Origin of the sequence: Vibrio sp. 10N.247.311.14 (assembly GCF_041467715.1) — a bacterium.
Taxonomy (GTDB): Bacteria; Pseudomonadota; Gammaproteobacteria; order Enterobacterales; family Vibrionaceae; genus Vibrio; species Vibrio crassostreae_C.
This window is the reverse complement of sequence record NZ_JBFSVE010000061.1, coordinates 21516-33677: the sequence shown is the minus strand read 5'-3', so window position 1 is coordinate 33677 and position 12162 is coordinate 21516. Positions and strand designations below refer to the sequence as shown.

Annotated in this window: 10 protein-coding genes; 6 read left to right on the top strand and 4 right to left on the bottom strand. The window is 44.1% G+C overall.

What is annotated here, in order from left to right; all coding sequences use genetic code 11:
• Nucleotides 1–179: 179 nt before the first annotated feature.
• Nucleotides 180–1412: a peptidase T gene (pepT, locus tag AB6F11_RS18855; protein WP_104216108.1), complete on the bottom strand. Its 1233-nt coding sequence runs from the start codon at nucleotides 1410–1412 to the stop codon at nucleotides 180–182.
• Nucleotides 1413–1760: 348 nt separating this feature from the next.
• Here pepT and AB6F11_RS18850 point away from each other — a divergent pair, with 348 nt between their 5' ends.
• The 3 genes from AB6F11_RS18850 (at nucleotide 1761) to AB6F11_RS18840 (ending at nucleotide 4242) form a co-directional block, all read left to right on the top strand.
• Nucleotides 1761–1907: a hypothetical protein gene (locus AB6F11_RS18850; protein WP_017059486.1), complete on the top strand. Its 147-nt coding sequence runs from the start codon at nucleotides 1761–1763 to the stop codon at nucleotides 1905–1907.
• Between the two features lie 372 nt (nucleotides 1908–2279).
• Entirely contained in the window at nucleotides 2280–3332 is a 1053-nt protein-coding gene (locus AB6F11_RS18845) for an aldo/keto reductase (protein WP_104216107.1), read from the top strand.
• A 175-nt stretch (nucleotides 3333–3507) separates the two neighbouring features.
• The gene (locus tag AB6F11_RS18840; protein ID WP_104216106.1) at nucleotides 3508–4242 is read left to right on the top strand and encodes an RNA methyltransferase; all 735 of its coding nucleotides are present in this window, start codon (nucleotides 3508–3510) and stop codon (nucleotides 4240–4242) included.
• A gap of 97 nt (nucleotides 4243–4339) precedes the next feature.
• Here the strand turns inward: AB6F11_RS18840 and fdxA are convergent, their stop codons facing one another.
• On the bottom strand, nucleotides 4340–4663 hold the full coding sequence (fdxA, locus tag AB6F11_RS18835) for a ferredoxin FdxA (protein ID WP_004737806.1): 324 nt from the start codon (nucleotides 4661–4663) through the stop codon (nucleotides 4340–4342).
• Between the two features lie 253 nt (nucleotides 4664–4916).
• Here fdxA and AB6F11_RS18830 point away from each other — a divergent pair, with 253 nt between their 5' ends.
• On the top strand, nucleotides 4917–6548 hold the full coding sequence (locus tag AB6F11_RS18830; protein WP_017068402.1) for an NAD(P)/FAD-dependent oxidoreductase: 1632 nt from the start codon (nucleotides 4917–4919) through the stop codon (nucleotides 6546–6548).
• Between the two features lie 107 nt (nucleotides 6549–6655).
• On the opposite strand, the gene AB6F11_RS18825 is transcribed toward AB6F11_RS18830, so the two are convergent.
• Nucleotides 6656–8116, bottom strand: coding sequence for a hypothetical protein (locus AB6F11_RS18825; protein WP_104216105.1), 1461 nt, complete (start codon nucleotides 8114–8116; stop codon nucleotides 6656–6658).
• 197 nt (nucleotides 8117–8313) lie between these two features.
• A complete protein-coding gene (locus tag AB6F11_RS18820) occupies nucleotides 8314–9969 on the bottom strand; it encodes an ABC transporter substrate-binding protein (RefSeq protein ID WP_017064353.1) in 1656 nt (551 codons plus the stop codon).
• A gap of 400 nt (nucleotides 9970–10369) precedes the next feature.
• On the opposite strand from AB6F11_RS18820, the gene AB6F11_RS18815 reads away from it, so the two are divergent.
• Both AB6F11_RS18815 and AB6F11_RS18810 read left to right on the top strand, forming a co-directional pair.
• Complete coding sequence (locus AB6F11_RS18815) at nucleotides 10370–11566, top strand: DEAD/DEAH box helicase (protein WP_102398594.1); 1197 nt, start codon at nucleotides 10370–10372, stop codon at nucleotides 11564–11566.
• Between the two features lie 133 nt (nucleotides 11567–11699).
• Nucleotides 11700–12101 carry a PPC domain-containing DNA-binding protein gene (locus AB6F11_RS18810; RefSeq protein ID WP_102398593.1) on the top strand — a complete coding sequence of 134 codons (402 nt, stop codon included), beginning with the start codon at nucleotides 11700–11702 and terminating at the stop codon, nucleotides 12099–12101.
• The last annotated feature ends 61 nt before the right edge of the window (nucleotides 12102–12162 follow it).

The following is a 12162-nucleotide window of genomic DNA, read 5'->3' as shown; positions in this document are numbered from 1 at the left end:
TGAGCCCGTAGAGGACTTTCACCTCCTAGATCAACGCCATGCTCGGCGCACAACCAAAAGCACCCACGGCTAAGTGGGTGCAAAGTAAAACTAACTTTTTCATCGCGTACTCCCTTATGCTTAAAGAGAGTATTATTGAATACTCTCAAAAATACAAAGAGATATAACGCTCCGATGTTCTATTTTTGGTAATGCGTTGCTGTACGTTGTGACAGTTCAACAATCACTTTAACCGCCTGTTCCATGCCTTGAATGGTAATGAACTCATGAATACCGTGGAAGTTGTAACCGCCAGTAAAGATATTCGGACATGGTAGCCCCATGAAAGATAAGCGAGCACCGTCTGTACCACCTCGGATTGGTTTAACCATTGGCTCGACATTGCACTCAATCATCGCCTGCTTGGCCAATTCAATAATATGTTGATGCGGTTCAACCATCTCTTTCATGTTGAAGTAGCTATCGGTTAGCACCAGCTCAACACGGCCTTTCTCAAGGCGCTCATTCAGCTCATCGACTTTCTGCTGCATGAATGCTTTACGCGCTTCTACACCCTCACGTTCAAAATCACGGATGATGTATCCCAGTTCAGAGCGAGCCACACCCATTTCCGCCGATTTCAGGTGGTAGAAGCCTTCATAACCTTCTGTGCACTCTGGTGTTTCTTGCGCAGGCATCATCAATTGGAATTGCGCTGCAATGTTCATCGAGTTCACCATTTTATCTTTTGCGGTGCCCGGGTGAACGTTCACGCCATGACAGATAACATCGGCGCTCGTGGCATTGAAGTTCTCAAATTCCAACTCCCCTACTGGGCCACCATCGATGGTGTACGCCCACTCGGCGCCAAATTTTTCAACGTCAAACAGGTTCGCACCGCGACCAATCTCTTCATCCGGCGTGAAACCAATGCAGATGTCGCCGTGTTTGATGTCTGGATTCGCTTTCAGGTAAGCAATTGCACTGATGATTTCAGCGATGCCCGCTTTGTTGTCGGCACCAAGCAGAGTTGTGCCGTCAGTCGTAATCAGGTCGTGACCATGTAAAGAATCAAGATCTGGATACTGGCTTGGGTTCAAACTCTCGCCACTTTCCCCTAATTCAATCGTTCCACCTCGGTAATCTTTAATCACTTGTGGTTTCACGTTGGCGCCTGATGCGTCAGGAGCGGTATCCATGTGCGCCACAAAGCCAATCGCAGGCACATCGTAATCGACATTCGACGGCAGTTTCGCCATCAAGTATCCATTGTCATCTAAAGACACATCAACTAAGTCTAATGCCACCAATTCTAACTTTAAGGCTTCAGCAAAGGTAATTTGACCCGGTGAACTTGGGCATTGCTTATTAGAAGGATCGGATTTGGTATCAAAAGTAACGTAATTCAGAAAACGTTCTACAAGCTTTTCCATAATTCATCTCACCATGGATTAAGTAATTGATTTACTGACTTAATTATTATGTCGATAAGTGATACATCGTTAAATAAATACGAGCACAGAGTCAGTAGCGAGGGTTTTCATCTTACGCCCCTGACCATGTATGTAATTGCTCTAAATCATTATTGTGCGAAATTAGATGCGCTTCCTATACTTGAAAACAGAGGGTTTCGTCAGTTCAACATTGCATACGGATGATAAGAGATCGCTTTGTACGCATTCTACGCCCTCCGCTCTCAGCCTAACAAAAGTACAAAGTGGATGATGATCACAATTTATCCTTGATGCAGAATCTGTCATACGTTACACGGAGACACAGTTATGACGATTAATAAATATTTCATTTTCTCTCCTCAAGCCTCTGAGGAAACGCTTCGACCAGTATTAACTGAGAAAGAAGTTCAAAGGCAGGAAGCTCTAAGACAGGCGCAGATCCAGGGTGGATTAGACACAAACGCGACCTCGTAACTCAATGAATACCTAGCACTATTAAGACCCCTATAAAAAAGCTCTACGCTCTATCCGGTAGAGCTTTTTTTATTTTTGATCTGTTCTCCTCTCCCCCACTCCCAAACAAGCTGAACATTAAACCTTCACTCATTGCTTGCTGTTCTTCACTTCTCGATCACCAATTGGCTCATAGTTTCTCGCGAATGTATTTTCACGCATTGCACACACTAGCTTGCAGCGCTGAGAAATGACTCACTAAACTCCCCGATGCCATACCTTGTCGTGTCATTTTGTGCTAATAATTCATATTCGTTTTCATTCCTCACTCGCCCTCTTTTCAAAACTATAATGCGAGTACCAGAGAACCTAACCACAGGAACCCCGAATTCAATGGAATATTCAAAGCTAGGAAGTAGTCAAATTCCCGTTTCCCGTATCAGTCTTGGCAGCATGACTTGGGGGCTACAAAATACGCAGCAGCAAGCCGACCAACAGATCGAATACGCATTAAGCCAAGGTATTAACTTTATCGATACTGCAGAGATGTACGCGGTTCCACCTTCTCCAGATACCTACGGAAAAACAGAAGCGATCATTGGTAACTGGTTATCGCGTAACCCACAGCGTCGACAAGAGTTGATCATTGCGAGCAAAATTGCCGGGCCAGGGCTTCCTTGGGTTCGAGATGGCGGCCCGATAACGGGTGAAGCGGTGATCGCAGCCGTTGACGCATCATTAAAACGCCTACAAACAGACTATATCGACCTTTACCAACTTCATTGGCCAAATCGTACAACGCCTCACTTTGGTAAGCATTTCCCGAATCACATTCGATTCAGTGATATTGACCGAAAGCAGCATGAAGCTGAGATGTTGGAAATCCTACAAGCACTGGCAAGCTGCATTAAGGCGGGGAAAATTCGCCATGTCGGGCTTTCAGATGATTCTACTTGGGGCATTAACACTTACCTCAAGCTGAGTGAAAAACACGATTTGCCACGTATGGTTTCGATTCAGAATGAATTTAGCCTACTGCACGCAAAAGACTGGCCATATCTGATTGAGAACTGTGTGCATGAAGATGTCGCTTACCTGCCATGGTCACCTTTAGCTGCAGGCATGTTGAGTGGAAAGTACATTGATGGCGCAAGACCGGAAGGCAGCCGTTGGACTTACATGCAACGTAAAGGCATTTTCCGTGACACTGAATCTGCCAACGAAGCGGTTAAAGGCTATGTTGAAGTAGCAAACGCTCATGGATTTACTCCGAGCCAACTGGCATTGGCATGGTGTAATCAAGTTGATGGGGTGACGTCCACCATCATCGGTGCAACGACCATGGAGCAATTAAAAGAGAACGTAGCCGCTTTCAGTAAACCGCTATCAGAAGAAATCCTGACTGATATCAACACAGTATTTAAACGCTATCCTGCTCCGTATTAGGCTGTCAGTTCAGCTTAACTTAGGTGAGTAAATCCCATAAGAGCGCGCTATTTAGTGCGCTTTTCTTTTTTAAGTGAGTTGCTTTTGCTTTTTATGTAGATCGCATTGAGTCATCACGCTTTTGGTTCGCTAACCTTTGCTCTATAATGCGCGGGCTTATATCTAGGATAAAAACATGATTTCAAAAAACCAATTAAAACTCCTTCGTGCTTTGGGCCAAAAGAAACAACGTAAAGCCCACGGCCTGTTTCTAGTTCAAGGTGAAAAGAACGTTCTTGAGCTGTTCAATAGTGACTTAGTCGTGAAGAACGTCTTTGCTACCGCTGATTTCTTATCTGAAAATCATGCTTCACTGATTGAGTTTGATTGTGTTGAAGCCTCGCTGGATGATCTAACCAAAGCAAGTACTTTGGTGAGTAACAATGCCGCGATTGCAGTTGTTGAGATCCCAACGTTTGAACTACCAGAAGCAACAGGACTGATGATTGCGCTTGATGGCGTTTCAGACCCTGGCAACCTAGGTACGATTATTCGCGTAGCAGACTGGTACGGCATCAAGCATATCGTTGCGAGCAGCGATTGCGCAGACCCATACAACCCTAAAACGATCAGCGCGACTATGGGTAGCTTTGGCCGAGTACACGTAAGCCAAACGGACTTACCTGCTTACTTAGAGCAAGCGAACCTGCCGGTTTACGGCGCGTTTTTAGAAGGTGAAAGTGTTCATAAGACTGATTTCACTGCCAACGGCATTTTGCTGATGGGTAGCGAGTCTCACGGTATCCGTGAACATGTGGCTAAATTCGTGACAGACAAGATTACGATTCCAGCATTCGGTGGCGCAGAATCTTTAAACGTGGCGATGGCGACAGGTATCATCCTCGATAACATGCGTCGTCAGCATAGCTAGATCTCATAAGCTAACTAGCCAATCGACAGTGTTCAGATATTAAAAAAGGCGTATTGATTAAATCAGTACGCCTTTTTATTTGAGTTCTTTTCAACAATTACTTTTCTAGCATTGCCAACTTATCAGGCACACCATTCCACTTTTCCGCATCATCCATCGCTGGTTTTACTTCTGTTTGCACAGGCCAAATCTCAGCAAGTTCTGCGTTCACTTCAATGAAAATCTTTTGATCTTCAGGCAGTTCATCTTCTTGGAAGATCGCTTGAGCATCACATTCAGGTACACATAAACCACAATCGATACATTCGATCGGGTTAATTACCATGAAGTTTGGGCCTTCATGGAACGCATCTGCGGGACACACTGCCACACAGTCTGTGTATTTACATTGAATACAATTATCGCCTACGACAAATGCCATGATGCTCTGCTCTATAAGTTAGTCAAAATTGAAGAATGGGGATAATACTCATCCCAAAGCAAAATTCAACATCATACGGCTCTAATATCGTGTCTATTTGCTCCATGTTTCCAAATTAGTATGACAGATAAATCAATTTCTCGTAAAATGCGCGCCATTGTGAGCTTATCGCTTCTTTGAACATCAGCGTTTCCATCAAACTCTGTATTAAGAAACGATCTAGCTAAGACACCTATAAAAACGAGACATCGAAATGATACGTTTAACCGAAATTAAACTCCCACTAGACCATGAAGAGTCTGCTATTCAAGATGCTATTGAAGCGAAACTTGGTATTAACTCTGATCAGGTACTCTCTTTTAATATCTTTAAACGTGGCTACGATGCTCGTAAGAAATCAAAGATCTTACTTATCTACACGCTTGACGTTCTCGTTGAAAACGAAGCTGAGTTGTTAGAACAATTCATTAGCGACCCGCACGTAAAAGTGACTCCTGATATGGAGTACAAGTTTGTTGCTAAAGCGGTTGAGAACCAAACTGAGCGCCCTGTGGTTATCGGTTTTGGCCCATGTGGTCTATTCGCTGGCCTAGTGCTTGCTCAAATGGGTTTCAACCCAATCATCGTTGAGCGTGGTAAAGAAGTTCGTGAGCGTACGAAAGATACCTTTGGTTTCTGGCGTAAGCGTACGCTGAACACAGAATCAAACGTACAGTTTGGTGAAGGCGGCGCAGGTACTTTCTCTGACGGTAAGCTGTACAGCCAAGTTAAAGATCCAAAGCACTACGGCCGTAAAGTAATTGAAGAGTTCGTTGCTGCGGGTGCACCAGAAGAAATTCTATACGTAAGTAAGCCGCACATCGGTACCTTTAAACTGGTTACCATGATCGAAAAGATGCGCGCTTCTATCATTGAACTTGGTGGCGAAATCCGTTTCAGCACTCGTGTTGACGACGTTCATATGGAAGATGGTCAAATCACTGGCCTAACGCTTTCTAACGGTGAAGAGATCAAATCTCGTCACGTGGTATTGGCTGTTGGCCACAGTGCTCGTGACACGTTTGAAATGCTGTACGATCGTGGCGTTTACATGGAAGCGAAGCCTTTCTCTGTTGGTTTCCGTATCGAACACAAGCAATCGATGATCGATGAAGCTCGTTTCGGTAAGAACGCAGGCAACCCAATCCTAGGTGCTGCGGACTACAAACTCGTTCACCACTGTAAGAATGGCCGCACTGTATACAGCTTCTGTATGTGCCCAGGTGGTACTGTGGTTGCTGCAACGTCTGAAGAAGGCCGCGTAGTAACGAACGGCATGAGCCAATACTCTCGTGCAGAACGTAACGCAAACAGCGCGATCGTTGTAGGTATCGACCCAGAGCGTGATTACCCAGGTGACGCACTGGCTGGTATCCGTTTACAACGTGAACTAGAAAGCGGCGCTTATGTTCTTGGTGGTGAAAACTACGATGCACCAGCTCAAAAAATCGGTGACTTTTTGAAAGGTCGCGATCCAAGTGCAATCGGTGAAGTACAACCGTCTTTCACGCCGGGTATCCATCTAACAGACATTTCAAAAGCGCTGCCTGATTTTGCTATCGAAGCGATTCGTGAAGCAATCCCAGCGTTCGAGAAGAAAATCAAAGGTTTCTCTACACCAGACGGCCTACTAACAGGTGTTGAGACTCGTACGTCTTCTCCTGTATGTATCAAGCGTGGTAAAGACTACCAAAGCATCAACCTTAAGGGCTTCTTCCCTGCAGGTGAAGGCGCAGGCTACGCAGGCGGCATCCTGTCTGCTGGTATCGATGGTATTAAGGTTGCGGAAGCACTTGCACTGTCAATGGTAGAACAGAACCAAGCAGAGAAGATTGAGATCGCTTAACAACGCGTTTTAATATTATCTAAAGCTAAAAATCCAGTGTCTGATGGCACTGGATTTTTTTATTGCGTAAAGCTATTTATAGTTATTGAGTAACGACTTCGTCAGCGTTACTTACAAGTATCTTTTGACCAATTCACACCATCATCTGAACATTCCATTCGACTTGTTCCATTCTGGTAATAATAACCTTTGATCCAGTTACCTTGAGAGTATTTAGACGTTATCGTTTGAGTGTAATCAAACGGTGTATTCTCAATGTACGCATACTTATGTCTGTTCCAACTATCAGAGCCATAAGAACTATTGTCATCAAAGTCTACCGAGAGATAGCTGAGTGCATCAAAGTCGCTGCGTGAAACGCTACCCAATGAATCACCCAAATTCACCCACTCTGGATGTGGTGCATTATTCTCAAAATTAAATTTCGCTTGTACCTGAGTAAACTGATCTTTGTAGTCACCGACAACATCAGCCGACAAGGTTTGCATGAATCCAGCACCGACATTTTGACGTGAACAACTGTCCCAATCAGGTTGTTTAGACCAACCACGGTTAATCACACCAAAAGTAGTCAATGAGTTAGGCAGAACCTGCTGCTTGATGGTCTCTTGCACTGAACATGAATATTCCGTTCCATCACTATTCAATGAGAACGAAGCTGCTCTGTCATACTCTAAGCCATCTTTCTTCTGACCATTACGCTCAAAATGTTCACTTAACGCCAGTTCTGTCTGCAGGTCGGCTGAAACTTCATGTTCGATCACAATCAGCTTGTCCGCAGTCATCACTGTTTTAACTTTATACCACTTATTAATTTCGTTCTTCTTGGAGTAATCCCAATGCTGCCAGTAATAATCAACATAAGCTTGCTGGGCTGTCGGGTTCTCTTTTTGAATCTCTTTGGTCTCTTGATACGACTTTTTAATGGCAGGCATCATCTTCTGCGCTAAATCGTAGAGCTCAGTATTTTGATCTTTAACGAAATCACCATACAAGTCCTCTACTGCGATGTTGTATCGGTTCGCAATTCGGAAGTCATGCTCTTTCACATTTTGGATAATGCTATTTTGGGTGTTCACGGCTTGCTTCAAAGCAGAGCAACTGTTTAAACCACCTTTATACAAGTCGGCTTGGATCTGATTCCATAAAACAGTTGTCAGTGGCGTAGTCGACTTAATTTCTTGCTCAGAACTCACCGTCATGACTGGCGGAAAGATTAACTGATAAGGTTCAGTAATCGGTGTGTTTGGGCTGTCTGCATCAATAGCGCCTACTGGCACGTTCACTACGATTGGAGCGTAGTCCATACAGTCTGAGTTAGAGCCCGTCAAAGATAGCTCATAGCTGCCCTCATCGTCCGTGACACTGCTAGGCTCACCTTCATCTAATACGCCATTATAATTGATATCTAGAAACGCGGTCGCCCCGGAAATATACCCGTCAATGGCGACACCTTGTAAGGTTCTCGTTTGAGGAGCAGGAGCACTTGTGTTGCTACCACCGCCTCCTCCGCCACAAGCCGTAAGGCCAACAGCTATAAGTGCGATAGAAATAAGCTTAAGTTTCATTCGATTAGATCCTAATGAAATACATTATAAATGGAATTGTCATTGGGGGGATGACCGGAAATGACTGTGATAGTCATAGCCAGCCATAATAGCGATTGGCATTAGAAAGAAACACGAAAGGGTGATAGCCGATTCGTGCATGTTTTCATTTTGAACAGAAACTAAAAGATAGGGAAATGGGGTTAAAAATGGACTAATTACTTCTCGTTCGAAGCTATCCAAAGCTTATAAAAATCACTATAACCGGTTTGGTTAATCTCTACCCCATGAACCTCAACACTATTAAAAACCTTCTCTTTGCCGTGAAATAACGGACAAAGTAACTTCTGTTGATAAAGCGAACCTTCAATCTCTTTCAACTCGCGCATTGGGTCCTCGCCACTGACAGCAGCTCTAACTCTCTCGCAATGCGCCTTCATCTCAGAATTGTTGAAAATGAATCTGAGCCCAGAGGAAGCAAGTAGCCAATCGTAAAGGCCATAATCGGCTGGCTGTTCGATAACTTCTTCAATGAATAACAAGTCTGCCGACTCACTCATGGAGCTAGGGTCACTGATATTGGTAAGCTCAACAACTTCAATAGCGACACCCGTTTTTACAATCGTTTGTTGCAGCCAGTCCGCCATATCTTGAAGTAAAGGAATCGTCATTCTAGGTCGTGTTAATACAACCGTGCCCGTCAAAATAGGAATGGGATTGCTGGATGTTAATTTACTCGGCGAGAAAGACAGATCATCCGTCACCATATCAGCATCAAACTCTTTACTGCTGGACTTGATAAACGATACCAACCTGTCGAGTTCTTCAGGGGTTATGCCCGAGTTTTCTCTACGATTAACCGCAAGATACGAAAGTGCATTGATTGTGGTTTCTTCTGCTACGCCAGATTGATTAAAACTCAGGGTGTGATCATTCAAACCTTCTATGTCGGTGAGCGTTATCTGTTCTAACAAGGCATTTTGAGCAAAGTAACCTCGGTGACGTTTAAGAACCAAGCACTCTTCGCTCCAATCGTCTAATGAGAAAGGTCCGGTTCCGATATAGGCACTGCGCCCGCTCGAAAAATAAGTACGCTTGCAGCGGTAAATAGACGCGTGTGGGCTAGTCAAAGCATAGAGAAACATTGGGTTTGCGTGTGTCAGCTCAATAGTCAGTTGTTTATCACCCACCACTTGAACATCACTGACCTGATCAAATAAAGACTGTACTGGCCCTTCGATATTTTTTAGCTGCAACAAACATTGAGCAACATCTTTGGCCGTTAAAGTTTCACCGTCATGGAATAACACATTCGGTCTCAACCAAAAATGCAGAAATCGCCCTTCCACCTTCCAATGGTGCGCGAGGCTCGCTTGGGGATTTCCCTCATGGTCTTGGACGAGTAACGTATTGTATAGACTTCTTAAGATGTGATGTTCTGCGGTTCGGTATGTTTTTGCTGGATCAAGGTTATCAACCCACGGATATTGAGTGATCAGTAAATGGTCATGTTGTTGATTGAACAGACTATGTTTTTCAGTCGCTAGCGTCAGTGCCTTTATTGCAGCATCACCATAGCTTTCTAGAAGGCGGGGAATAACGTTAAAACACCCTTGCTCTAACTGAAGCGCTAACACTTGTTCTAATGCTTCGGGAAAGCTGACCAAAATTCTAAACTGGCTAAGCTTCCCTCTTCCTTTGGACGGAATCCAACAAATCCAGCGATATTCCGATAAGCATTTAAGAATGATCGAAGTGTTTCTGCGAGAGGTCGATAGCGAGTGTTCAAGATCATCGATCGTTAGGTGATACTCTTCACCTAATTCATACTTTGCAATAAGCTGCTGAAGTCTACGTAAGTTAGCGTCGTTCAATGGATATCCGAATCAAGCGTCTAGTGGAACGAGAATAGCTGTAACCCAAATGGGAGGTCTATTTACTCATTCAAGTTGGAATATGCTGTATGAAACTGTTGATATAAATAATATCAAGATCCAACTTAATTTATAAACACCTCTTTTAGCAAACAAAATAATCACTGATCGTGCATATTCAGTGGCAAAAATAAGTGGGAGATTAATCCTCCACCGGATTTGCTATTTGCTCTACATTCCTGCCTTATCGTTGTGCTATTGAGCCAGTATTATCCAACTAAAGTGTCTATGTTACTAGCGGTACACAAGCAACATGGTAGAATGCCGCCATTAATCTTATCCTTGTATAAGATTGTTAAACCTTTCCATCGCTATTTAGCCAAATCATACCGAGAAACTTATGCCATTTTCCAAGCTTGGATTAAGCTCACCTATTGTTAAAGCCGTTGCAAAACAAGGCTATGAAAAGCCAACCTCTATTCAAGAAAAAGCAATTCCGATTGTTCTTTCTGGTAAGAACCTTATTGCTGCAGCACAAACAGGTACAGGTAAAACTGCGAGCTTTGTTCTCCCTATCTTAGAAATGCTAAGCAAAGGTGAAACGCAGCGTAAAAAACGTATCCGCGCAGTTATCCTGACGCCAACGCGTGAACTGGCAGTTCAGGTTGAACAGAACATTACTAAGTACGCGAAGTTCCTAAACCTAACATCATTAGCGATGTACGGTGGCGTATCTTACCAACACCAGAAAGATCGCCTGATTGAAGGTATCGACATTCTTGTGGCAACACCAGGTCGTTTGATCGACATGTACGGACAACGTGCCATTCACTTTGATGAAGTTGAAGTTCTGGTTCTAGATGAAGCTGACCGCATGCTAGACATGGGTTTCATTGAAGACATCAACAAGATCATCGCGCGTCTACCACAAGACATCCAAAATCTACTGTTCTCAGCAACGCTTTCAACGCCAGTGCGCGCGCTAGCGAAAAGTGCTATCAGCGAAGCGGAAGAGATTTCGATTGCCAAGACAGATGCGTCTAAAGCGAACATTGAGCAATGGTTAGTTACCGTAGATAAAGACCGTAAGTCAGCACTATTGAGCCACATGATTACCGAAGGCAACTGGGACCAAGCGCTTATCTTTATCGAAACCAAGCACGGCGCTGCTAAGTTGGTTGCTCAACTTGAGAAACGTGGTATTCAAGCGGAAGCTTTCCATAGTGGACGTAGCCAAGCGATTCGTGAAAAAATCTTGGCTGACTTCAAGAAAGGTCGTCTAAAGTACTTAGTCGCGACGGGTGTTGCTGCTCGTGGTATCGATATCGACAACCTAAGCCGCGTAGTGAACTACGACATGCCATTCCCAGCAGATGATTATGTTCACCGTATTGGTCGTACAGGCCGTGCTGATGCATCTGGCGAAGCGATCTCTTTCCTATCAAAAGATAACTTCAAAAACCTGTGCATTATTGAAAAGCGTCTTGGTCACTTGATTGAACGTCGCGTTGTTGAAGGTTTCGAACCACGCAAAGAAGTACCCATTTCAGTATTGAACTTCGTTCCTAAGAAGAAAAGAGAACAGCAACAAGGCTAAGTAATTTCAGCGACAGAAAATGCAAAGTTGCATTAACCAAAAGAAAAGTCGCGTTAGCCAAAATGAAAATAAAACGAAGCCCTATGTGGCTTCGTTTTGTTCTTTGAAATACATATAACGTTGAGGCAATAAGATGATCACTCCTATCGCAACGAGATTAACCCGCGGCCAAGACCTAAAGCTAGAGAACCAGAGGCTAGTGACAGCGCACAATATCTCCGCGGGCTCTATTGCGTCTTGTGTCGGATGTGTTTCTCAACTCAATATTCGCTTAGCTAATGCCAACAACACCAAGCTAGTTCAAGCTCCGTTCGAAATAGTCTCGGTGATGGCAACGCTAACCCCAAACCACCAGCATATTCATATCTCCGTTGCTGATGAGAATGGCAATGTAATTGGTGGGCATTTGCTTGAAGGGACGATTATCGCGACCACGGCTGAATTGCTTGTTCACCGCTACGATACCTTGACCTTCAACAGAGAGCATGACGATTCGACGGGTTACACTGAACTTACTATCAGCAATAGCAAATAACTGATTTACCCATAGCAACACCAAACGCCCCATACAAAGCGATACTACCAAACAGCAATTA

Bases quoted from the DNA above. Each gene is read 5' to 3' on its own strand.
- pepT (WP_104216108.1), bottom strand. From the start codon at position 1,412: ATGGAAAAGCTTGTAGAACGTTTTCTGAATTACGTTACTTTTGATACC.
- AB6F11_RS18850 (WP_017059486.1), top strand. From the start codon at position 1,761: ATGACGATTAATAAATATTTCATTTTCTCTCCTCAAGCCTCTGAGGAA.
- AB6F11_RS18845 (WP_104216107.1), top strand. From the start codon at position 2,280: ATGGAATATTCAAAGCTAGGAAGTAGTCAAATTCCCGTTTCCCGTATC.
- AB6F11_RS18840 (WP_104216106.1), top strand. From the start codon at position 3,508: ATGATTTCAAAAAACCAATTAAAACTCCTTCGTGCTTTGGGCCAAAAG.
- fdxA (WP_004737806.1), bottom strand. From the start codon at position 4,663: ATGGCATTTGTCGTAGGCGATAATTGTATTCAATGTAAATACACAGAC.
- AB6F11_RS18830 (WP_017068402.1), top strand. From the start codon at position 4,917: ATGATACGTTTAACCGAAATTAAACTCCCACTAGACCATGAAGAGTCT.
- AB6F11_RS18825 (WP_104216105.1), bottom strand. From the start codon at position 8,116: ATGAAACTTAAGCTTATTTCTATCGCACTTATAGCTGTTGGCCTTACG.
- AB6F11_RS18815 (WP_102398594.1), top strand. From the start codon at position 10,370: ATGCCATTTTCCAAGCTTGGATTAAGCTCACCTATTGTTAAAGCCGTT.
- AB6F11_RS18810 (WP_102398593.1), top strand. From the start codon at position 11,700: ATGATCACTCCTATCGCAACGAGATTAACCCGCGGCCAAGACCTAAAG.